We start from the raw sequence: 22,156 nt of genomic DNA, 5'->3' as shown, positions 1-22,156 counted from the left end.
CCCCTCCTCACAGATGTCCAAGCTATGTCGGCCCTATGTCAGCATATGTCTTATCCGAACCGGCCGGTGATGTAGTCCTCGGTCCTCTTATCCCGGGGGCTCGCGAACATGCGGTCGGTCCTGTCGCACTCGATCAGTTCCCCGAGCAGGAAGAACGCGGTATAGTCGGAGATGCGCGCGGCCTGCTGCATGTTGTGCGTGACGATGACGATGCTGTAGTGCTGCTTGAGCTGCGCCATCAGTTCCTCGATCCGCAGCGTGGAGATAGGGTCGAGCGCGGAGGTCGGTTCGTCCATCAGCAGCACCTCCGGACCGGTCGCGAGCGCCCGGGCGATGCACAGCCGCTGCTGCTGGCCGCCCGACAGGCTGAGCGCCGGCTTTTTTAAGCGGTCCTTCACCTCGTCCCAGAGCGCGGCGCCGACCAGGCTCCGCTCCACGATCTCATCGAGCACGATGCGCCGTTTGACGCCGTGGACACGAGGACCGTAGGCGATGTTGTCGTATACGCTCATCGGGAAGGGGTTGGGCGCCTGAAAAACCATGCCCACCTTCCGGCGCAGCACCGTCACATCCACCGCCTTCCCGTAGACGTCCTCCCCGTCGAGTACGACGGAACCGGTGATCCGGACCTTCGGCACCACATCGTTCATGCGGTTCAGCGTCTTCAGGCAGGTGGACTTCCCGCAACCGGAGGGCCCGATCAGTGCGGTCACATGGTGCCCGCGGACCTCCATGTCGATGCCCTTCAGCGCGTGTACGTCGCCGTAGTACAGGTGCAGGTCCTTCGTATACAGCCGCACATCCGCCGCCTGCGCACCCTCCGTCCGCACGTCCCCCGTTTGCGCACCTGCCGCCCGGACGTCTTTTGCCCGCACATCTCCAATCCGTACACGCCCCGTCCGCACGTCCCCCATCGTCATCTCGCTCATCTCCCGTACAACAATTAGCATATATCAGCCACATAAATACATATAGTATATTTTGCGCACACCCACAACTTCAGAGCACCCACTATTAGGAAGTGCTAACGGTCAAATGTTTGGCGATGAGCCGTGTCAGGATATTCAGCGTGATCACGATGAGCAGCAGCACCGCCGCGATGCCGAAGGCGGTCTCGTTGTCGCCCCGTGCATAGGCGTAGCGGTACAGCTCGACCGAGAGGGTGGAGCCGGAACTCGCCAATTGGTCGAACAGGCTGCCCGTTGGCATGTACATGGCGCTGCCGCCGGCCACGAGGAGCAGTGCCGCGCTCTCGCTGACCATGCGGCCAATCGAGAGGATAACGCCGGCCAAGACGCCCCGCAGCGAACAGGGCAGCAGGAGAGTCCGGATCATGTGCCATTTGGCGGCCGCGAGGCCCAGCGCGCCCTCGCGGTAGGAAACCGGCACGGCCCTGAGCGCCTCTTGGGTCGTCCGCAGGATGATCGGCAGCACCATGATGGTCAGTGTGAGCACGCCTGCCAGCAGCGATACCTTGAGGTTCAGCAGCACACAGAAAAACACATAGCCGAAGATCCCGTACAAAATCGATGGGACGCCGGAGAGGATGCCGGCGGCGAATTCGATGAGACTCGTGAGCCGCCGGTGTTTCGCGTATTCGTTCAGGTAGATAGCGCCGCCCACCCCAAAAGGGACGGAGATGAGCAGGGAAAAGAGGATGATATACAGTGTATTGACCAGACTGGGGAAAATGCCCACGGTTTTCTCAATCGGGTTGGGCGCCGTCGTCAGAAAGGCGGGCGTGACTGTGGGAACGCCGCGGATCAGGATGTAGACGACAAAGTACAGCACCATCACCAGGATACCGGCCGACAGCAGGTAGATGAGGCCGTACAGCGCTTTCTCTCCGCCGCGCCGCTTCTTTACGGCAATCGGGCCGATGCCGGCCGATTCAACTGTCAAGCGACACACCGCCTTTTTTGATCATATGGTTTAGCACGATGTTGATGACCATAATGAAGACGAAGAGCGTGAGGCCTATTCCGTACAACGCCTCCCGGTGCAGTCCGCCGGAGTAGGCCCACTCGAGGGGGATCGAGGCGGTCAGCAGGCGCACCGGTTTTAGCAGCGACGGCAGGATCGCGGCGTTTCCGGCCACCATGATGACCGCCATGGCTTCGCCGATGGCGCGCCCCGTGCCCAGCACCGCGCCCGCGGCGATGCCGCTCCGGGCGGCGGGGACGGTCACTTTGAAGATACTCTGCAGCCGGGTGGAGCCCAGCGCCAGCGCCGCGTCCTCATAGGGTGCGGGCACCGAGCGGATGGCGGTCTCGGAGACGCTGATGATCGTCGGCAGGATCATGATGACCAGCAGCAAAATCGCCGCGAGAAGGCTGCCCCGGGTGGGGAGTCCGAGCGCGGTCTGCAGCCGGAAGATGGCCGGCATGATGATCAGTGCGCCGAGGAGTCCGTAAACGACCGAGGGGATGCCGGCCAGCAGGTCTATGAGCGCCCGCAGCGCGCCCGCGAGGCGCGGCGGCGCGAGCTTGGCCAAAAAGACGGCCGCCAGGATACCGGTGGGCAGCGCAATGAGGACCGCGCCGAAAGTAGCCGTCAGGGAGGAGAGGATCATCGGGAGGATCCCAAACCGCGCCTTGTCCGGGTCCCAGGTCCGGCCGAGCAGAAACGGCCCCGGGCCAACCTTCGCGATGACGGGTCCGCCCGAGGCGACCATATAGATCGTCATGAAGAGAACGGCGGCCACGGCCAACAGGCCGCAGAGCAGAAAGAGTCCGTGCATCACGCGCTCAATCGGCGGTTTGGCCCGCCGCCCGGTGAGGCCGGGCGTGCGGGCCTTCTCCAGCTTGGTGCTGTGCTGTTTCATTGGATCGGCAGCAGTTTGTTGTCGGCCACGATCCGCTGTCCGCCGTCGCCCAGGACAAAGTCCACGAACGCCTGCGCGGAGGGAGAGAGGACGGCGCCCGTACGGAAAAGCAGATAAAATTCGCGTTTGAGCAGGTAGTCGCCGCTCTTCAGAGTGTCCGTCGAGATAGCGACGCCCTCATAGGGGACGGCGTTTACCTTGGTATCGTCCACATCGGAGAAGGACATGTAACCAATCGCGTTGGCGTTTTGAGAGACGGTGGTCTGTACCGCGCCGGTGCTGTCGACGACGCTCGCGTCCGCGGCGATGGGGGTGTCGTCCTTTTCAAGGCCGATGATCTCCGCAAAGGCGCTCCGGGTGCCGGAGCCGGGCTCGCGGGTCACCACGGTGATCGGGGCGTCTGGACCCCCCACATCCTTCCAGTTCAGGACGGCGCCGGTATAAATGTTGAGAATCTGCTCCTTTGTCAGGTTGGTCACCGCGTTCTCGCGGTTCACGACCACCGCGATGCCGTCGATGGCGTAGGCGACAGCGTCGAGGCCGTCCTCGCTGCCGTCCGATTTGAGCTCGCGGCTGGAGTGTCCGATCTCATACAGGCCGCTGATCGTGTTTTTGATCCCGTCGCCCGAGCCGTTCATCTCGTAGTCGATGGCGACGCCGGCATTGTCCGCCTGGAACTGATAAATCAAAGCGTTCATGACCATCTCCACCGAGGTCGAGCCGCCCGTCTTCACCACGCCGCTCAGCGGGGGCGTCTGGGTGTCCGTGCTGTCGTCCGGCGGCGCGGCCGGCGGGTTAACGGGAGATACGTCGTCCGTCGGGGGCGTCGGTGTGCCGGTGTTGTTCGCCGCGGGACTGCAGCTTGTGAACAGGAGGGCCGCCGTCAGCGCCAGAAGCGCCAAAAGAATACCGGTTGTCTTTTTCATCTTTCCATGTCTCCCTTCGTTTCGTCAGCCTCAGTATACCGCCCCGCCCCGTATGCGGAAAGCATGGCTGTGTACAATGTATGTAAAGTTTGTGTAAAACGCCCCGCCCGAGGCGCGGCGGCGCCGGAGGCGTCCCTCCGGTGTCTGTCGTCAAAATATCCATAAATACCATAAAATATGGGGCGTCCCACCCGGTTCTTGGGTCCTTGACGGGCCGCGAAGGAAAATGTTTGCGCCCGGGAAGAGGATGTGGTATACTTTGAGAAAAATAGGTGGTGTCAAGTATGCAACCGATCATCGTCCAGCGGACAGCAGCGCCGAAAGAAAAACCGGATTTTTCCCGTCTTGGGTTTGGGCAATACTTCACCGACCATATGTTCCTGCTGCACTATGCGGAGGGGACAGGCTGGCACACGCCGCGCATTGTCCCTTACGGGCCGCTGTCGCTCGACCCGGCCAGCATGGTGCTGCACTACGGCCAGGAGACCTTCGAGGGCCTCAAGGCCTACCGTGCGGCCGACGGGCGGACATTGCTGTTTCGCCCACTGGAGAACATCCGCCGCATGAACCGTTCCAACCGGCGGCTTCAGATCGCCGAGATCGACGAAAATCTGTTCCTCGAGGCAATCAAATCCCTGGTCCGGGCGGACATCGACTGGGTTCCCACCCACCCGGACACTTCTTTGTACATCCGTCCGTTCATCATCGCCACCGACCCCTACCTGGGCGTGCGGGCGTCGCATACCTATCAGTTCCTGATCATCCTCTCCCCGGTGGGGGCGTACTATCCGGAGGGGATCGACCCGGTGAGCATCCTGATCGAAACCGAGGATGTGCGCGCCGTGAAGGGCGGCACCGGCGAGGCTAAGACGGGCGGCAACTACGCCGCCACGATCCGGGCGCAGGTGCGCGCGAAGGAGAAAGGCTACACCCAGGTGCTGTGGCTGGACGGCGTACACCGCCGTTATATCGAGGAAGTCGGCACGATGAACGTCTTCTTCTCGATCGACGGCCGCGTGGTCACACCGCCGCTGGAGGGGTCTATCCTGCCGGGCGTCACCCGCGACTCGGCCATCCGCCTGCTCGCGTCCTGGGGGGTGCCGGTCGACCAGCGCGCCATCTCGATCGACGAACTCGTGGAGGCCGCCGGCGCCGGACGGCTGTCGGAGTCCTTCGGCACCGGTACGGCGGCGGTGATCTCTCCGATCGGCTCGTTCAATTACGAGGGGCGGATCATTCCCGTGAGCGGCGGACAGATCGGTCCGCTGGCCCGTCGCCTCTACGACGAACTCACCGGCATCCAGTGGGGCAAAAAGGCAGATCCGTTCGGCTGGACCCTGGAGATCTGATGCAAAAAATGCGCCAGGAAATTCCCGCCTCAAACGGGATTTCCTGGCGCGCCATCCGCAAATGCCTGCGAAAAAAACGATGCGAAGACGACGGATCGTGTTATGAAAAGGGCTTCCCTTTTGCATAATAGTGATGTATAATAATTTGCGTTTTGAGGCACGGGATCATTGCTCCCGCGCCGCCGCGCCAAGAGGGCGGGCGGCAAGCCGGAAAGGGTGCGCGTTTTGTTCATCTATGAAGTGCGGGGTGGAAATCCCCTGTCAGGAGAAGTCCTGGTGAGCGGCGCCAAAAACGCGGCGGTGGCCATCATCCCGGCCGCGCTGCTGGTGGACGGCGTCTGTCGCATTGAAAATATTCCCAAAATCAACGACGTCACACTGATGCTGGAGATCGTTCAAGAGATGGGCGGACAGGTGCGGCTGCTGGACGACACGACACTGGAGATCGACGCCCGGCATGCCCAGAACGCCCGGGTGCCCTATGATCTCGTGCGGCGCATCCGGGCTTCGTGTTACTATATCGGGTCGCTGCTGTCCCGGTTTGGGGCGGCGCAGGTGCCGCCGCCCGGCGGGTGCGATTTCGGTGTGCGTCCCATCGACCAGCACATCAAGGGGTTCGAGGCGTTGGGGGCGTCCGTCGAGGTGCGGGGCGGCTTTGTGTACGCCCGCTCGCCGGGCCGGCTGACCGGCTCGGTGGTGTATCTCGATGTGGTCTCCGTGGGCGCCACGGTCAACATCATGCTGGCCGCCGCGCTGGCGGAGGGGCAGACGGTCATCGAAAGCGCCGCCAAGGAGCCCCACATCGTGGACCTCGCCAACTTTCTCAATGCGATGGGGGCGAACATCAAGGGCGCCGGCACCGACGTCATCAAGATCCGCGGCGTGCCGCGCCTTGCCGGGGGGAGCTATACGATCATCCCCGACCAGATCGAGGCCGGCACCTATATGACGGCGGTGGCCTCCGCCGGCGGCGAAGCGCTCATTCGCAACGTCATCCCGAAGCATCTCGACGGCATCTCGGCCAAACTGATGGAGATGGGCGTCGAGGTGGAGGAGTACGACGACGCCGTGTTGGTGCGCCGGCGGGGCCGGCTGCGCCGCGCCAACGTAAAGACACAGCCCTACCCGGGCTTTCCCACCGATATGCAGCCCCAGATAGCCGCCTGTCTCGTGGGAGCGGAGGGGACTAGCGTCATCACCGAGGGCGTCTGGGACAACCGCTACCGTTATGTGGACGAGCTGGCCCGCATGGGCGCGCAGATCCAGGTGGACGGCAAGGTAGCCGTCATAGAGGGTGTGCCCCATCTCACGGGCGCGCCGGTGCGCGCCTGCGACTTGCGCGCGGGCGCCGCGCTGGTGGTGGCCGCGCTGGCCGCCCAGGGCGTCACGGCAATCGACGGCGTCCACCACATCGAACGCGGGTACGAAGCCATGGTGTGCAAGCTGCAAGGGCTCGGCGCCGAAATTCGCTGCCGCGAACTGCCCGACGCGGACGCGATGTCTTTCGCGCAGTGACGTCCGCATGGTACACATCGAGCTCCTCTGCGTGGGCAGGCTCAAGGAACCGTACTTCGAGGCGGCCTGCCGGGCGTACGAAAAGCGTCTGACCCCGCATGCGCGTCTGCGCGTCACGCAGCTCCCGGAGGGGCATCCGGTCGAGGATCGTATGCCTGCCGGCGCTTACACGACGGCGCTGTGCATCGACGGAGAGAGCGTCGGCAGCGAGGCGCTGGCCGCCCGGCTGCAGGCCCTGATGACGGCGGGGCGCTCTTCGTTTTGCTTTCTCATCGGCGGGTCGGACGGTCTGCCGGACGCGGCGGTGCGCCGTGCCGACTGGCGGCTCTCCCTCTCCCGCATGACATTCCCGCACCACCTGGCGCGCGTGCTGCTGCTCGAACAGCTCTATCGCGCGTTTCAGATCATGTCGGGCGGGCAATATCACAAGTGAGAGGACATAGCGGCGGGTAAATTGACCTGTTGCGTTTCGGCGCAGCAGTGAGGGGGATGAAAGATGGTTTGCCGGCACTGCGGCGGGGCGTGTGAGGACGGCGCGGCGGCGTGTTCCCATTGCGGACGGCCGCTGACGGACGGAGAGAACGGCTGGTTCCTGTCGGAAGGGGCGGGGCCGGCTTGGCCGGACGACGGAGCGGGCCGCCCGGCGCAGGCGGTGCAGCTTGTCTACGCGCAAAACCCCATGGACATCGGACTTAAGCGGTCCCTGCTTCAGGCTTTCGGCATCCCCACCCGTGTGCGGACGCCGAACCCCACGTTCTTTTCCAATGTGCTCTTCGGAGCCCCGATCTACGGCGCCGAGATCTTTGTTCCGGAACCGCTGCTGGAGGCGGCCCGGGATGTGTTGGAGGCCTCAATGGCGGAAACGGAGGAGGAGATGCCATGACAGCGATGACGGAATACCGCAGGTGGCTGATGTCGCCCGCGCTGAGTGAGACGGAAAAGGCGGAACTGTGTGCCCTGGAGGGCAACACCGCCGAGATCGAGGAGCGCTTCACGCGGCCCCTGGTCTTCGGCACGGCGGGCCTGCGCGGCGTCATGGGGGTGGGGCTTGGCCGCATCAACGTGCACATTGTACGCCACGTGACGCAGGCGCTGGCCAACCTGATCCTGCGGGAGGGGCCCGAGGCTGCGGCGCGCGGCGTCGCCATTGCCTGTGACTGCCGCCTTCACGCGGAGGAATACGCGAAGCAGGCCGCCTGCGTGTTGGCCGGACGCGGCATCGCGGCGTTGCTGTTTGACGAGCTTCGGCCCACGCCGGAGCTCTCATTTGCGATCCGCGCGCACCACTGTATCGCGGGGATCAACATCACGGCCAGTCACAATCCGAGAGAATACAACGGCTACAAGGTCTACTGGAGCGACGGCGCGCAGCTCCCGCCTGCGCACGCCGATGCAGTGGCGCGCGAGATGGCCCAGCTCGACCCACTGGAGAGCGCCGTGGCGGTGGACTTCGACGAAGCCCTGCGCGCGGGCCGGATCCGGTGGTTGGGAGCGGAGACCGACCGCGCGTTTTTGGACTGCGTGCTCGCTCAGTCGGTGGCGCCGGACGCTGTCCGCGCGGTGGCCGGCGACTTCAAGCTTGTGTACACGCCGTTTCACGGCGCCGGGTACCGGCTGGTGCCGGAAGCACTGACGGCGCTCGGGTTCCGCCACGTGCTGTGTGAGCCCGAACAGATGAAGATTGACGGGAACTTCCCCACTGTCGCCTCCCCGAATCCGGAAAACGTGAAGAGCTTTGAGCGCGCCCTCGCGCTGGCGCGCGAGCACGGCGTCGACCTCGTCATCGGCACCGACCCGGACGCCGACCGGGTGGGGGTGATGGTCCGCGACCGCGCGGGCGGTTACATACCCCTGACCGGCAACCAGGTGGGCGTGCTGCTGATGGACTATCTGATCCGCGCCCGCCGGGCCGCCGGGACGCTGCCGGCGCATCCGGCGGTGGTCCAGACCATTGTGACGACCCGGATGACCCACGCCATTGCCAAAAAGAACGACATCGCCGTATTTGAGACGTTCACCGGTTTCAAATTCATTGCCGAGGTCATTGCGAAGCTCATCGCCTCCGGGAGCCACCAGTATCTGATGGGGTTCGAGGAGTCCTACGGCTACCTGATCGGCAGCCACGCCCGCGATAAGGATGCCGTGACGGCCTCTGTGCTTATCGCTGAGATGGCGGCCTGGCACCGCCAGCAGGGGATGTCTCTTTTCGACGCCCTGCAGGCGCTCTACGAGACATACGGATACTACCGTGAGGCCACGCTCAACTTGGTCATGCCGGGGCTGGCGGGGCTTGCGCGCATGCAGGAGCTGATGGACGGCCTGCGCGGCGATCCGTCCGCCGACATCGCGGGGACACCGGTGAAAGCCGTGTGCGACTATCTCCCCGGCCGGCGTTTTGAGTCGGCCACGGGGGCGGTCTCCGACATGGAGCTCTCCGGCTCGGACGTACTTGGCTTCGAGCTGCTCGACGGCACCCGGCTGCTGGTGCGCCCCTCCGGCACAGAACCCAAGGTCAAAGTGTACATACAAGCCCACGGCGCCGACGCTCCCACCGCCGACGACACCGTTGCCCGCTTCACCCAATGGGCGAAGAAGCTGGTGAAGGCATAAAAAACCGGTTCCCTTTTTCGCTTCACAAATCTTGTGCGGTCATCCTTTTAAGCAGGTGTTCCTGCCTGTGTTTCTCTCTCACACCAAAGTAGATGGAAATATATACCACTGTTGGTATATTGCAGAGTATGAATGGAATGATCACGAGCAAAATCCTCTCGCCCACGGTTGGCACGGGGCGCGTAAGGGCGTTCTCGGCGGGTTGGGAAACGATTTGACCGCTTTCTGAAATCACCTCTACCGTGTCCTGTACCTCATAAAACAAGACGTTGGCCAAAACGACGGTGAGAGAGAGCAGGAACGCGATTATAGGCAGAATGAGCCCCGGCCACTTGCTCTCCATTTTGGACAGGAAGATTTGAAGCAAGATGCTCCCCACACCAAACCCTAAGACGATGACAATCGTGACAAATGCGAAACGCATTGGACGGCCTCCTTCTGCTTTTTGTATTCCGCGATGAGGATTTTCGCGACGTCGACATCGATTTTCTCACCTACCGCCATCCGCTTTATCAAGGCGATGTACGGTTCGCTGAAGATATGCAATCTTCTCGCACGGTGCAGTATTCACTTGGGAAAGTACAAGGAGGCATTGGCGTTGTCCAAATCGGCGGCGAAGGCATGTGAAGAAGCAGGATTAACGCGCCGAGGATATAAGATATTTATTGGCTGAGCTTGCGGCTGTTTATCTGCGGCAGGGGCGTGACGACAAAGCTTGGGCATTGCTGAATCAAGCGGTATCCTATCATTTTACGGGCAGCGAACATTCCAGCGAAAGCAGCAAATGCCAACTCCGATTTTTGGTCTATTGCTCTATTACCCATAATTTCTTATCACCACTTCGTCGACATTGTCTCTTCCGGCAGCGTCTGAATTTATCGCTCTTTTTGCCTGGACAATGGTGATGTTGTAGACAGCGTATTGCTCTCTAATAAAATCTGTGGCTGAATTAGACAACATAAACTTTATGCCTCTGCGTGTCAAATCATGACAGCATTCTCTGAGCCGAATCTGATCGTCGCGGAAAAAACCACCCCGGGAATATCCGGTAAAGTTTGCCGTTTCAGAGACAGGATCATAGGGAGGATCTAAATAAACAAAAGTTCCTTGTGGAATTCTAGCCAATATATCCGCATAGTCGCGACACAAAAATACGATCTCAGCTTTCTGAAAATAGTTGCTTACGGCCCTGAGAGTCGGAGCATTTACTATATTGGGATTTTTGTAGTTGCCAAATGGCGTGTTAAATTCTCCGGCGTTATTCACACGGAAAAGACCATTATAACATGTTTTATTCAAATAAATGAGCCGGGCTGCCTTTTCGACGTTTGACAAAGTATTGTATTTTTCTTTGTTGCGATCCCAGCCACGGACTTTGTAAAAATACACCGATTCATTTTTGTGCTTTTCCAATTCTAATATCAGGGCTTCGACATCATCACGGATCACTTTATACATGTGGATCAAATCGTTGTTTATATCGTTGACGATGGCCCTTTGCGGTTGACACCCAAAAAGCATTGCACCTCCACCTAAAAAAGGTTCACAATAAGTAGTAAATTGATCTGGAAGAAGAGAGGATAAGATTGGAATTAATTGCCTTTTCCCGCCGGCCCATTTTACTACGGGCATTGTCAGACTATTTTTTTCCATGCGGCTTCCTCCTTTCCCGTAAACCTCACAAACAGAAAATCAAATCGCCCCTCCTCCCAACGTGTATTCAAGGGCATATATGCAACATAAAACAGACCTTCGCCCGGCAGTAAAATAAAGCCGGCAAGGCCTGGGGATACCAAGTAAAGTAGCAATCTATGGTGAGTTTTTCATTGTTCGCTGCGGCGCAAGCCGCCTGTGGAGACAACAGGACTTGAACCTGCAGAGAATAATTGTGAAGTGACTGCGGCGTAATGGGTTCGATTATTGCGGATTCTCGCTTGGACCAGTTTCGGACCAGTTGTAGTTTAGAAGAGAAATATTTTCCCTTGCTGTTGTTGTGTCAACACTCGTATAAATCTGTGTTGTCTTGATATCTGCGTGCCCTAGAGCAACCTGAACTGTGCGGAGATCTGCGCCGCCAGCAAGGAAGTATGTCCCAAATGTGTGCCGGCATTTGTGCGGAGACATCCAGGAAATTTGTGCCTCGGCCCCTAGCGTGGCGTTCAGGTCTTTGAAAAATTGCCTGTACCGCCGGTAGAAACATTGATACTTGAGACGCTCACCCCTTTTGTCATGTAAAACATATGGTCCCGCGCGGAGAATCGTGGGTAGCACCGCGGCTAGCTCTGGCTTTATGCCAATGTACCGATCATCTTCATTCTTGGTGCCCTTCTCCTGAGGACCGTCTTCCATCTGCGCAACGGCTGTGTGTACAGAAATAACACCGTCATTGATATCGTCCCACTTCAACGCCAGAAGCTCGCCAGCGCGCAGACCCGTATAAAGTAGGAGCAGAATGTAGTGGCCGTATCGGTGCGTGGCGGTAAACTTGAGGATGTGAGGAACGACATCGCGCCCGAAGGCTTTGGGGCGCCGTTTGGGTTTGGATCCAATATTTAGACCAATAGCAGGGTTCTCCGAACATAGATGATTGTTGATTGCGTCTGCGAACATTCCGTTGAAAATCGTCCGGAAGTCACGCCGCATGGCCCAAGACTTTTCACCAAATGCGTTGACAAACTGCTGTAGATGTAAGGGCTTTACTTGACCCATCAGAAGATGCCCTAAGCGTGGAATAATGTGATTGTCAATATAACTTTGGTATAAAATATAAGACTTGTAGGCAATGGTGTCTTTTTTATACGTCTTAACCCACACCGTGGCCCATTGGGCAACGGTCATTTTTTTATCTATCTTGGGTGTGTCTTTAACCGCCTCATATTGGCGTCTGCACTCGGCTTTTGTCGCCCCAGTAAATGACCGCCGCCGCCCGTCTACTTGTACGCGATACTTTACCCGATCCCCTTGCTTGGACCAGGTCCCTTCCCCGTTCGCGCGGCGGTTGCCCATACTTTGACCCTCCTTTTCTCCTTCCATTGATCAAAAATTTCGAGCTGTTCCCAAATGCCGTTTTCTCGTTCGACTCTGACGATTTTCCCGGCAAGAAGCTAAACTATCAAAAAATTCCCTCGATTTTACAGTCGGCGGCTTTAATGTTCTACAGGGACGTGTGAATACTCGAAAGTTGAGGGACCAACTGAATATGGACAAGGAAAAACGCGTGGCCTTGACGAAGGAAATTTTGCAGAAGTTGCAAAATTTTACGGATGGGAAGGTTGTAACTTACTGGGAATCTATTCGGAGTCCAGAAGACGAAAGATCTCCACCGCCCGAGAAAATTCCTTATCGTTCATCTCGTTCAACCTAGCTGCAATTTTTGCCATCGTAATATCGCGCTCACTGGTCGGCTGCCCACTCTGGGTGGCCGACTTGTTTGCGTGGCCGGCCAGAAGAACTTGCTGCTCACTTAATACCTCGCGAATCTCCGAAATGAGCGCCTTGGCGTCAAATTCAGTAGCAGGATCCGAATTTTGGGCCGCCGTCGGGCGCTCTTCATCGGAGTGGCCCAGGAGATAATCCGTTGAAACACAGAAAAATTGTGCCAGTTTTGTGACTGTTGTGAACCCTGGCTCTCGTGTCCCTCTCTCCCACCCGGCTATCGTTGCCTGCTTAGACTGGATCGCTTCCGCAAACTGAACTTGCGACAATCCCATCTTCTTCCTTAGCTCTTTCACTCGTTCTGAGAACATTTTGCTCACCTTCTAGAATAATAATATCGCCAGCCGCTATATTTGTCAAGCCCTAAAAAATCTTTTTTAAAAATATTTCTAAAAGCACTTGACAATAAGCGCTATCTGTTATATTATTATTGCAATAGGAAATAATAACGCAGTTGGGATGTGGTAGTTTGCGCGATTGGCTGTCCGAAATCCGTGGGCCGCGAACCCAAGTGGACGTTGCGGCCGCCGCCGGAATTACACAGGGTTACTATTCAAACATAGAGCGCGATGCGAAAACACCGAGTCCAGAGCTTGCCAAACGTCTCGGAAAAGTCCTCGGGGTCGACTGGACGAAATTCTACCCAGATGAACCCGCATAGTCAATTGAGAATTGACTATGGAAACCCCTCCGCCGCTGCGGCGGCACCTCCCCTCCTAGGGGAGGCGTGGATAATTATCAACTATCAATTCTCAGAAAGGAGGGGTCTTTCAACATGCGTGAGCTTATCAGCGTCGCCGAGGCGGCCCAGCGGCTCGGCGTGAACGCCGACACCATCAAGCAATGGATCCGGGGCGGCCATGTCTCATGGGGACAGTACGTCCCCCCCGACAAGGGTAAGAACAACGGGCACTGGGTGCTGCGGCGCCAGGCTATGGAGATCTGGCTGGCTGGCGGCGCGCCCGTTTACCAGCCGCAAATCGTGATTCAACGACCCGAAGACCTGGAGGCGCTCGCTTCCTACGCGCTGGACCTGATGGTGGCCAATCACAGATAACAGTGAACAGATAACAGATAACAACTGAGGAGGTATGTGGTATGACATGCTGAGAGGAACACCTTATTATATAAGGTCTTCCTCTCAGGGGCGCAGCCCCTTTGGAACGTCCTTAAACCAATTAATTTGCCGACGTAGGGGACGGCGTCCTCGACGTCCCGACTAAATGGGGTAAGAGTATGGTCTGGATTGAGCGGAGGGTGTACGCGGGCGATATCTTGGAGATCGAGACCTATCAGGCCGCGCGAGATGGCCGGAAGGTCTCGCGGTCGGAGAACCGAGCCGAGACAGATAAGGGGCAGGCCGCCCGCAATGAGAAATACAGCCAGAAACATCTGACCAGACTCGTCAACGCGAATTTCGGGGCCTCCGATCTCTGGTTGACGCTCAGCTACGCGCCGCCAGCACCAGAGATGGACCAGGCCCTGAAAGATAGGGCGCGCTATATACGCAAGATCCGGGACTGGAGACGAAAAAAGGGCCTCCCAGAGCTCAAATACATCGCTGTCACGACCACGGAGCGGGATACCAGACGTATCCACCACCATATCCTCATGTCAAAGATGCCGATGGAGGATGCTGTGGCGCTCTGGGGCCTCGGCCGCGTCCAGCTGGAGCAGATGACGCCGGACGCGGAACACTCGTGGCTCGCCAGATATATCTTCCGCAACCGGCAGGGGCGCGCAGACCCGGAGGCGCCACGGGATAAGATCCCGCAGAAACGGCGGTGGAGTCAGTCCCGCAACCTCACACAGCCCATTGTCTGCATCAAACGCGGCGTGAAGCCGCTGCGCCTCACCAGAGCACCGCGTATCCCACGCGGATATATAATGCTGGACCTCCAGCGCTGGGCTTCCGACGCCGGGGATCTCAGCGAGTACATGCAGCTGCGCCGCGTCGACGGCAAGCCGAACCGGCCCCGGGCCCAAAGGGCCTAAGCAGAAGGGAGTAATGGCCATGACGGAGGAGACCTTGAAGTCCTATCGGGGCTTGCGCGAGGAGCTGCGTGGGATGATGTGGGAGCTCGGAGAGATCCGGGCTTGGTCGCAGTCCGTCGCGCGGGCGCCTCAGACGCTGCCGCCGCCGCCGATCTCCGTGGGCGTCGTGACAGTGGAGGCCGTCGAGCACGTGACGAGAGAACGCATGAAGATAGTAAAACGTGAGATGCTGCGCATAGAGACGGCTATCGACGCGCTGCCCGCGCCCGCGCGGTACATCCTGCGTGCCCATTATGTGGATGGGCACCAGTGGACGAGCATCGCGGGCGCGTTGGGAGTGTCGCGGGCATCCCTGTATAGACTGCGCAGTGGGGCACTTGATCAGATAACAGATAACAACTGATCAGATAACAGTTGTTATCTGTTGTCAGGGCGCCTGTGGGCGCGCCGGCGCGGGTGCGCGGGTACATTCAGCGCGCGGAAACCCTAGAACGCGCGCGCGTGCGTTGTGAATCACTCACAGAATCACTCACAAAATATTTGGAAGAAATACTTGACTGATACTTGTCAAGTGTGCTATAATATAAGCTAACGAAGTTGTGTAGATGCCCTTCCGGGTTTTCCCGGAGGGGCTTTTTTTATGCCCTTGAGCCGGAGGCGATATGAATGGCTGTCGCGCAAAAACCAGCAAAAAAGAGCTGGAAGGACGGCAGTGCGCGGATGTGGCGGTTCTGCGAGATCTACGCCGCGGACCCCGAGGCCAACGCCACACGGGCCGCGAAGGCCGCCGGGTACGCTGCCAAAAATGCCGACTCGCAGGCGTGTCGGTTGCTCAAGCGTTCGGACGTGCGGGCAAAGATAAAAGAGCTGCGGGCCGACCTCGTCGAGCAGCATGGGATCAATCGCGACTCTGTGATCCTTGACCTGCGGGAGGTCTTCCGGCGCTGTATGCAGGCGCAGCCGGTGCTCGAGTGGGACAGCGAGGCGAGAGACTACATCCCGAGTGGCGAGTATCGCTTCGACGCGCGGGGTGCCATCAAGGCCGCCGAGCTGCTCGCGCGGATCACTGGACTCATGGACGGACAGCAGGACGGCGCGCTGCCAGATGTCACTATCTCTCAGGATTTCGGGGAAGTGACGCCGGATGCGTAGCCGACCAGTCAGGCAGATCTCTGTCACCGCTAACCCCGCCTTTATCCCCGTCCACAAAAGTCGGTACTTCTGGCGCGTCCTCAAAGGCGCCGCTAGCTCCGGTAAGTCCTACGACCTGGCGCAGGAGTACATTTTGCACCTCACAGACAAGGCGTATACGGGCGCGGGGCTGCTGGTCGTCCGTAAAACGGAGGCCTCTCATCGATCTTCGACGTACGCAGAGCTGACGGGTGCTGTGTATCGCATCTTTGGCGATATGTGGCCGCGCATTTGGGAAATACGGTCAAACCCGCTGAGCTTGCGCTGCAAAATCACCGGCGCCTGGATTCTCTTTCGGGGCTGCAAAGATGCCCAGCAGCTGGAGCGGCTCAAGTCCGTCACGGTCCCGTCGGGAAAGCTATGCTGGGTCTGGATCGAGGAGGCGACAGAGCTCTCCGAGCGGGATGTCGACCTGATTGCCCTCCGTATCCGTGGGATGCTGCCGCCGGCCCTTTGGCCGCAGGTGACACTGAGCTTTAACCCAGTTTCCTCAGCCCACTGGATCAAAGCCCGGTTCTTCGATGCGCCGCATGTGGATGTGTTTGTCCACGAGTCCACTTGGCGCGATAACCGGTTCAATCCGCCGGATTACGCGGACCGTATGGCGGCGCTGGAGCAGTCAAATCCCGAGCTCTATCGCGTGTATGCCCTGGGTGAGTGGGGTGAGGTCGGGGGGCTCATCCTCACCCGTTGGCATGTAGGCGATTGCCCGGAGAACGATGGATTCTACGATGCACTCTCCGGTGGCCTCGACTTCGGCTTCAATGACCCTTCCGCCCTGCTGTCCGTCGGCATCAAAGATCAGGTGATCTACATCCGGCGGGAGATCTATCAGCCGGGCCTCGTCAATGCCGAGCTCATAGAACTGGCCCAGGGCGTTATCCCCAAAACCACCATGCTGTGGGCCGACTCCGCCGAGCCGGACCGGGTGCGGGAATGGCAGATGGCCGGCTATCTGTGCCGCGGCGTCATCAAACGGCCCCATGATGAATCAGCGCAGATCGACTGGCTCAAGGCGCATCAGATCATTGTGGACCCCAGCTGCAAGCATACCATCCGTGAATTGCAACTCTGGAAGTGGATAAGAGATGAGCAGTCGGGCGCTTACACCGACCGCCCCGTCGACGTCCTCAACCACGCGATGGACGCGCTGCGCTACAGCGTATCCGAGTGGGGGCGATATAGAATTGATAATTGAACGAACGGAGTGAGTGACCGTATGGCGTTTTTGGTCGTGGGACTTCTCGGTGGCTGCTTGGTGGCCTTTGTGTTGGTGGCGCTGTACCTTAGGCCTATCTTGTTGGATGCGATCCGCCGCGTGCCAACTCAGCACGCAGCACGCAGCACTCAGCACTGTCCCAAAGGCCCCGAAAGTGAGGAGGAGCGGCTGGTGCAGGAACGTATGGCCCGGCGCGTAGAAACCCTTATGGGGTATACGCCGCCGTCTGGCTTGCGGCCCAATGACGTGCGCAATAGAATGGATAATTGATGGTTGATAATTATCCATAGCGGCGGAGGGGTTTCCATTGTCAATTCTCAATTGAACGAACGGAGTGAGTGACCGTTGGAGCTTTCATCAATCACCCGGCGCTGGGATGACGGCGTCTCGTTTAAAACTACCCTGGGCCTCTATGATACCGCAGCCGTCAATGAAAACTTCTTCATCGGGCGGCAATGGGAGGGCGTCGACGCCGAGGGACTGCCGACTCCCGTCTTTAACTTGCTCAAACGCGTGGTGCTCTTCCTTATCGCTTCGCTCCGCTCTGACTCGATTGCTGTGCATGCGACGCCGTTGGATGCCATCGGGGCGATCCCTGAGCAGGCCGCGCGCCTGATGAGCGACGTCATCGGCGATACCATCGACGCTGTCTTCGAGCGTACAAAATTCGAGACGACCATCACACAGTTTCTCCGCAATGCCGCCGTGCGTGGGGATGGCGCGTTGTATCTCTGGTGGGATGCCGCTGCCAAGACCGGACAGCGGGAGCCCGGGGATGTCGCCATTGAGAATATCCTCAACACACGCGTGCATTTTGGCAATCCCACAAGCTCAGATGTGAGTCGGCAGCCGTGGATTATCATCGAGTCGCGGGAGCAAGTCGAGGCTGTGCGGCGCCGGGCTGCGCAATGGGGCGGCGACCCGGACGGCATCACGCCGGACAATGAGACCCAGGATGTCCCGGGCCAGGTCGAACGTGCCGATACGGACCGCGTGACTGTCCTTCTTCATCTTCGCCGTGACCCCGAATCTGGGCGGATCTTTGCGGCCGAGTGCACCGGCACCGCCTGGATCCGCCCAGAGTGGGACACGGCCCTCACATGCTACCCCGTCGTTTGGATGCCGTGGGACGAAATAGGCGAGCTTCAGCACGGACAGGCGGCCGTGACGGGGCTGATCCCCAATCAGATCTTCGTGAACAAGCTGTTCGCGATGAGCATGATTTCCCTCATGTCCACCGCCTACCCAAAGGTCGTCTACAACGGCACCCTCATGCGCGACGGCTGGGACAACCGCGTCGGCGCCGCCATCAAAGTCACCGGCGCTGCCTCGGACGATATGGCGAGTGTGGCCCGCGTCATCGAGGGGCGCGGTCTGCCCCCGCAGGTCCACGAGTACATCGACGCCGCCATCAATTACACGCGCGACTGTATGGGCGCGCCGGACGCTGCCCTCGGAAACGTGCGGCCGGACAACGCCTCCGCTATCATTGCCGTGCAGCGGGCCGCCTCCGTGCCGTTGGCCCTCACCAGACAGCGGCTGTATCAGGCCGTCGAAGACTTGGCACGCATCCTCATCGACTTCATGGGCGCCTATTACGGCCCCCGCTATGTCACGACGACAGTGAACAGTGAACAGCGCGTCCCGTTCCTCTTTGATTACGGCCAGCTTGAGGCGCTCGGTTTTAGCCTCCAGATCGATGTCGGACCCGCCGCCTATTGGTCCGAGCTCGCCCGCATGACGACACTCGACAATCTCTTTGCCTCCGGTGCCCTGGAACTCGTCGACTATCTCGAGCGTCTGCCCGATGGCTACCTCCCCCAGCGCCAGGAACTCATCGACAGCATCAAAGCGCGTAACCCCTCCGCCGCGGCGGCGGCACCTCCACTATAGAATTGAGAATTGATAGTTGATAATTGATAATTATCCATTATCCATTCTCCATTCTCAATTGAACGAACGGAGTGAGTGATCGTGTCAGAGATATCAGCCCTCGCCATGGGCGTGAGCACGACTGAAGCCGCGCCGGCCGCCATGCCGGCCTATGTATCGGCCGACCTATCCGCATCGGCCGCGCCTCCGGCCACCACGCCGGATGCGGATGTTTCCCCCGCCATAGCGGAGGAAGTGGATGAGTGGGACTTTACCCCCGAAGAAATCAGCGACGACGATGACGATTCCGAACTCAGCACTCAGCACTCAGAACTCAGCACTGACCCGAAGGGTCCATCCCCTCTCACGGTTCGCTACAACCACCGGGATGTGACCGTGGCGCCGGAAGAAATGGCCGATCTTGTGCAGATGGGCCTCGCCTACCGGGATACCCGCGCGCAGCTCGACGCCCAGAAGGCCGAACTGGCCCATCATCCCGTGCTGACACAGGTGGGGACATTGGCGAAATCCTTCGGGTTGGAGCCTGAGGCCTTCCTCGACCAGCTGCAGGTGAGCAGCCTGACCGCCCAGCTCGTCAGCCAGGGCGTCGAAAGAGACACAGCGGCGCAGCGCGCCAGCCTCCACGTGGCCCAGACCCGCGCAAACACGGCCCCGCCCGGCCTCCACGCGGCCCAGACCCGCGTGGACAGGGCGCGGACAGATTTGCAAAAGTTTTCAGCCACCCACCCGGAGGCCATGCAGGATTTCTCCACCACCCTCGAAACCCTGGCACCCTATATACAGCGCGGCCTCAGCCTCACCGAGGCCTATGCCGCCCAGCGCGGCGACCAGCTCTCCGCCCAGGTGGGCCTGCTCTCTGAGAAGCTGGCCGCCAAGGAGACCGCTGGCAAAGCGGCCGCCGCCTCCACCGGCCCGCGCTCCGGCGTCGGCGGCGCCACGCCCCGCGACCCGGATTTCGCCGGGTGGGAGGAATGACAATTGATAATTGAGAATTGATAGTTGATAATTATCAGCTGTCAAATCGTTCCGCAATTATCAATTGTCAATTGAACGAACGGAGTGAGTGATTATGGCAACTCTCAATTTTGCAACGAAGTTTTCATCGAAGCTTATCGAGCGGTTTACACATCAGAGCTATACGGATATCGCCACTGTCTCCAGTTTGGATAGCGATTTCGTGGGCGCGCGGACTGTCAAAGTCTATACCTCGGGCCTCGTGAGACTCAACGATTACGACGCCGAAGCCGCTGTGGGTAGCCGATATGGGATCCCAGATAATCTGGGCAATACCGTCCAGGAGCTCACGATGCGGGATGCGAAGTCCTTCACCTATGCGCTCGATGAGCTGTATGGCGCCGATATGCCTCAGGTGCTGTATCGGGCCAATAGAACGCTCAAGGAGCAGGTCGACAACGTCATCACGCCCTATGTCGACAGGTATCGCCTGGGGCAGTGGGCCGCCGAAGCGGGTATCAAGATCAAAGAGAGCGCAGCCCTCGATAAGACCAATACCGCCCAGGCTGTCCTGACGCTGGGCGAGCACATGGACAACGCCCTCGTCAATCGCTCCGCGCGGAGGCTCTTTGTGAAGCCGTCCATCTATAAGTGGTTGAAGCTTGACCCCGACTTCATCAAGAAGGGCGATATGTCGCAGCAGATGCTGCAGCGCGGTGTCCTCGGCGAAATCGATGGCATGCCCGTGGTCGTCGTGCCCGCCTCGTACTGGCCCGTCGGCGTCAACTTCATGATTGTCGACAAGACGACGAGCCCGGCCCCTGTCAAGCTCAAAGACTACAAGGTCCACAACAAGCCGCAAGGCATGGCGGGGGCGCTCGTCGAGGGGCTCATCTACCACGACCTGTTCGTCCTGGCCACGCGGCGCGCCGGGGTGGCGCTGTCCATTGACAGCGCGGACACCACGTTCGTCGCCAATCCAGTCCCGAATCCCGCCGGTGGCACGGCCTATACGCCGGGTACCACAACCATCGCGCTGACGTCCGCCACATCCGGCGCCACCATCATGTACACGCTGGACCAGACCGACCCCAAGACCAGCCAGACGGCGCAGGTCTATAACTCCACAAACAAAATCCCGACGACAGGGCTCACCGGCGACCTCGTCGTCATGTCCTACGCGCTCAAGGCCGGCATGACCGATAGCGGCATCGTCACCGCGGTGTACACGCAAGCGTGACGAATAATGGATAATTGATAATTGATAGTTGATAATTATCCATTATCCATTGTCAACTATCAATTGAACGAACGAAGTGAGTGATCGTATGGCGGTCGTGGGGCCGGGGCAGCGGATGAGTGTGCGCATTGATAAGTGGCTGGGGCTCAATTTGTCGCCGGATGGGGACACGGGGCTGCGGCACGGTGAGGCGGCTGTCATGCGGAACTTCCGGGTGACGGCGGATGGGAATCTCCGGACAAGGCCTGGGTATGCTGCGCTGCAGACGCTGGCGCCGGGGCGGCGTGTGGATGCGCTGTGGGGCGGCAGTGCCGACGGGCGCGATGTGATGACGGCGCTTATCGGGGGGCGGATTCTGGAAGTCGCTGCGGGGGCTGGGTATAGCGTGCTGGGTACCGGGTATGGCGCCTATGCCCATTTCTTCGGGTTCGGGGGCAAGGTGTACTGCCTCACGGGGTCGCAGTATCTCGTGTGGAGCGGGAAGCGGGGCGATGTGTTTGCGCCGGTTTCTGGGTATGTGCCCATTGTGACGACCGCCACGCCGCCGGCCGGGGGCGGGACGCCGCTGGAGTCCGTCAATCTGTTGACGCCCCAGCGGCGTCAGCGCTTTTCCCCCGATGGGACGTCAACGCTGTATAAATTGCTGGATGCGGGGATCCAGTCGGTCAATAAAGTGACCAATGGGGGCGCCGTTGTGCCGACGACGGGGTACACGGTGAGTCTTACGGCTGGGACTGTGACGTTTGGGGCGGCGCCGGCTGGGGGTGTGCCGAATAGCGTGGAGATCACCTATACGGCCGCGGCCGCGCCGGATCCCGTGCTTGCGCAAAAATACAGCGCTGTGTTTGGGGGCGCTACCGATGCGCGGGTGTGGCTGTATGGGGATGGGGGCGCGCGGGTGTATCACTCCGGGCTCGATGAGTTCGGTGTTCCGACGGCTGAGTATTTCCCGGTCGATGGCGAGATGCTTGTCGACGTGGACAACAAGCCCGTGACGGGGATGGT

25 protein-coding genes are annotated in these 22,156 nt (G+C 59.6%); 17 read left to right on the top strand and 8 right to left on the bottom strand.

Going from position 1 to position 22,156, the window contains the following annotated elements:
• Nucleotides 1-50: 50 nt before the first annotated feature.
• The 4 genes from pstB to LBK75_11125 form a co-directional block, all read right to left on the bottom strand.
• A complete protein-coding gene (gene pstB / locus LBK75_11140; protein ID MDR1158832.1) occupies nucleotides 51-950 on the bottom strand; it encodes a phosphate ABC transporter ATP-binding protein PstB in 900 nt (299 codons plus the stop codon).
• 64 nt (nucleotides 951-1,014) lie between these two features.
• On the bottom strand, nucleotides 1,015-1,902 hold the full coding sequence (pstA, locus tag LBK75_11135; protein MDR1158831.1) for a phosphate ABC transporter permease PstA: 888 nt from the start codon (nucleotides 1,900-1,902) through the stop codon (nucleotides 1,015-1,017).
• The gene (pstC, locus tag LBK75_11130) at nucleotides 1,892-2,824 is read right to left on the bottom strand and encodes a phosphate ABC transporter permease subunit PstC (GenBank protein MDR1158830.1); all 933 of its coding nucleotides are present in this window, start codon (nucleotides 2,822-2,824) and stop codon (nucleotides 1,892-1,894) included. The genes pstA and pstC overlap by 11 nt, the downstream gene beginning before the upstream one ends.
• Nucleotides 2,821-3,750, bottom strand: coding sequence for a phosphate ABC transporter substrate-binding protein (locus LBK75_11125; protein MDR1158829.1), 930 nt, complete (start codon nucleotides 3,748-3,750; stop codon nucleotides 2,821-2,823). The genes pstC and LBK75_11125 overlap by 4 nt, the downstream gene beginning before the upstream one ends.
• Before the next feature lie 284 nt (nucleotides 3,751-4,034).
• On the opposite strand from LBK75_11125, the gene LBK75_11120 reads away from it, so the two are divergent.
• The 5 genes from LBK75_11120 to LBK75_11100 all read left to right on the top strand — a co-directional run bounded on the left by LBK75_11120 (nucleotide 4,035) and on the right by LBK75_11100 (nucleotide 9,224).
• Nucleotides 4,035-5,099, top strand: coding sequence for a branched-chain amino acid aminotransferase (locus LBK75_11120; protein ID MDR1158828.1), 1,065 nt, complete (start codon nucleotides 4,035-4,037; stop codon nucleotides 5,097-5,099).
• Between the two features lie 225 nt (nucleotides 5,100-5,324).
• Nucleotides 5,325-6,614, top strand: a complete 1,290-nt coding sequence (locus LBK75_11115) for a UDP-N-acetylglucosamine 1-carboxyvinyltransferase (protein MDR1158827.1) — start codon at nucleotides 5,325-5,327, stop codon at nucleotides 6,612-6,614.
• A gap of 7 nt (nucleotides 6,615-6,621) precedes the next feature.
• Nucleotides 6,622-7,047 carry a 23S rRNA (pseudouridine(1915)-N(3))-methyltransferase RlmH gene (locus LBK75_11110; protein MDR1158826.1) on the top strand — a complete coding sequence of 142 codons (426 nt, stop codon included), beginning with the start codon at nucleotides 6,622-6,624 and terminating at the stop codon, nucleotides 7,045-7,047.
• Nucleotides 7,048-7,110: 63 nt separating this feature from the next.
• Nucleotides 7,111-7,497: a DUF2007 domain-containing protein gene (locus LBK75_11105; GenBank protein ID MDR1158825.1), complete on the top strand. Its 387-nt coding sequence runs from the start codon at nucleotides 7,111-7,113 to the stop codon at nucleotides 7,495-7,497.
• On the top strand, nucleotides 7,494-9,224 hold the full coding sequence (locus tag LBK75_11100; GenBank protein MDR1158824.1) for a phospho-sugar mutase: 1,731 nt from the start codon (nucleotides 7,494-7,496) through the stop codon (nucleotides 9,222-9,224). The genes LBK75_11105 and LBK75_11100 overlap by 4 nt, the downstream gene beginning before the upstream one ends.
• A gap of 22 nt (nucleotides 9,225-9,246) precedes the next feature.
• Here LBK75_11100 and LBK75_11095 read toward each other — a convergent pair whose 3' ends face one another.
• The gene (locus tag LBK75_11095) at nucleotides 9,247-9,648 is read right to left on the bottom strand and encodes a hypothetical protein (GenBank protein MDR1158823.1); all 402 of its coding nucleotides are present in this window, start codon (nucleotides 9,646-9,648) and stop codon (nucleotides 9,247-9,249) included.
• Here LBK75_11095 and LBK75_11090 point away from each other — a divergent pair.
• A complete protein-coding gene (locus LBK75_11090) occupies nucleotides 9,636-9,851 on the top strand; it encodes a hypothetical protein (protein ID MDR1158822.1) in 216 nt (71 codons plus the stop codon). The two genes, LBK75_11095 and LBK75_11090, sit on opposite strands and share 13 nt — an antisense overlap.
• Before the next feature lie 189 nt (nucleotides 9,852-10,040).
• On the opposite strand, the gene LBK75_11085 is transcribed toward LBK75_11090, so the two are convergent.
• The 3 genes from LBK75_11085 to LBK75_11075 all read right to left on the bottom strand — a co-directional run bounded on the left by LBK75_11085 (nucleotide 10,041) and on the right by LBK75_11075 (nucleotide 12,970).
• A complete protein-coding gene (locus LBK75_11085) occupies nucleotides 10,041-10,877 on the bottom strand; it encodes a DNA adenine methylase (GenBank protein ID MDR1158821.1) in 837 nt (278 codons plus the stop codon).
• Nucleotides 10,878-11,141: 264 nt separating this feature from the next.
• On the bottom strand, nucleotides 11,142-12,062 hold the full coding sequence (locus LBK75_11080) for a site-specific integrase (protein MDR1158820.1): 921 nt from the start codon (nucleotides 12,060-12,062) through the stop codon (nucleotides 11,142-11,144).
• 452 nt (nucleotides 12,063-12,514) lie between these two features.
• Nucleotides 12,515-12,970: a helix-turn-helix domain-containing protein gene (locus LBK75_11075; protein MDR1158819.1), complete on the bottom strand. Its 456-nt coding sequence runs from the start codon at nucleotides 12,968-12,970 to the stop codon at nucleotides 12,515-12,517.
• A 200-nt stretch (nucleotides 12,971-13,170) separates the two neighbouring features.
• Between LBK75_11075 and LBK75_11070 the strand changes: the two genes are divergently transcribed.
• The 11 genes from LBK75_11070 to LBK75_11020 all read left to right on the top strand — a co-directional run.
• Nucleotides 13,171-13,320, top strand: coding sequence for a helix-turn-helix domain-containing protein (locus LBK75_11070; protein MDR1158818.1), 150 nt, complete (start codon nucleotides 13,171-13,173; stop codon nucleotides 13,318-13,320).
• 114 nt (nucleotides 13,321-13,434) lie between these two features.
• On the top strand, nucleotides 13,435-13,716 hold the full coding sequence (locus LBK75_11065; protein MDR1158817.1) for a helix-turn-helix domain-containing protein: 282 nt from the start codon (nucleotides 13,435-13,437) through the stop codon (nucleotides 13,714-13,716).
• A gap of 179 nt (nucleotides 13,717-13,895) precedes the next feature.
• Nucleotides 13,896-14,654, top strand: coding sequence for a hypothetical protein (locus LBK75_11060; protein ID MDR1158816.1), 759 nt, complete (start codon nucleotides 13,896-13,898; stop codon nucleotides 14,652-14,654).
• A 19-nt stretch (nucleotides 14,655-14,673) separates the two neighbouring features.
• Complete coding sequence (locus tag LBK75_11055; GenBank protein ID MDR1158815.1) at nucleotides 14,674-15,057, top strand: DUF1492 domain-containing protein; 384 nt, start codon at nucleotides 14,674-14,676, stop codon at nucleotides 15,055-15,057.
• A 263-nt stretch (nucleotides 15,058-15,320) separates the two neighbouring features.
• A complete protein-coding gene (locus LBK75_11050; protein ID MDR1158814.1) occupies nucleotides 15,321-15,806 on the top strand; it encodes a terminase small subunit in 486 nt (161 codons plus the stop codon).
• Entirely contained in the window at nucleotides 15,799-17,043 is a 1,245-nt protein-coding gene (locus LBK75_11045; protein ID MDR1158813.1) for a PBSX family phage terminase large subunit, read from the top strand. The genes LBK75_11050 and LBK75_11045 overlap by 8 nt, the downstream gene beginning before the upstream one ends.
• A 21-nt stretch (nucleotides 17,044-17,064) precedes the next feature.
• Complete coding sequence (locus LBK75_11040; GenBank protein MDR1158812.1) at nucleotides 17,065-17,334, top strand: hypothetical protein; 270 nt, start codon at nucleotides 17,065-17,067, stop codon at nucleotides 17,332-17,334.
• 75 nt (nucleotides 17,335-17,409) lie between these two features.
• Nucleotides 17,410-18,957, top strand: coding sequence for a hypothetical protein (locus LBK75_11035; GenBank protein MDR1158811.1), 1,548 nt, complete (start codon nucleotides 17,410-17,412; stop codon nucleotides 18,955-18,957).
• An 81-nt stretch (nucleotides 18,958-19,038) separates the two neighbouring features.
• A complete protein-coding gene (locus LBK75_11030) occupies nucleotides 19,039-19,932 on the top strand; it encodes a hypothetical protein (protein ID MDR1158810.1) in 894 nt (297 codons plus the stop codon).
• A gap of 94 nt (nucleotides 19,933-20,026) precedes the next feature.
• Entirely contained in the window at nucleotides 20,027-21,151 is a 1,125-nt protein-coding gene (locus tag LBK75_11025) for a chitobiase/beta-hexosaminidase C-terminal domain-containing protein (GenBank protein MDR1158809.1), read from the top strand.
• Nucleotides 21,152-21,239: 88 nt separating this feature from the next.
• The coding region (locus LBK75_11020) for a hypothetical protein (protein MDR1158808.1) at nucleotides 21,240-22,156 on the top strand (917 nt) is incomplete at its 3' end.

The organism is Oscillospiraceae bacterium, from assembly GCA_031265355.1.
GTDB lineage: Bacteria > Bacillota > Clostridia > Oscillospirales > UBA929 > JAIRTA01.
This window is presented reverse-complemented; position numbering and strand designations above follow the sequence as displayed.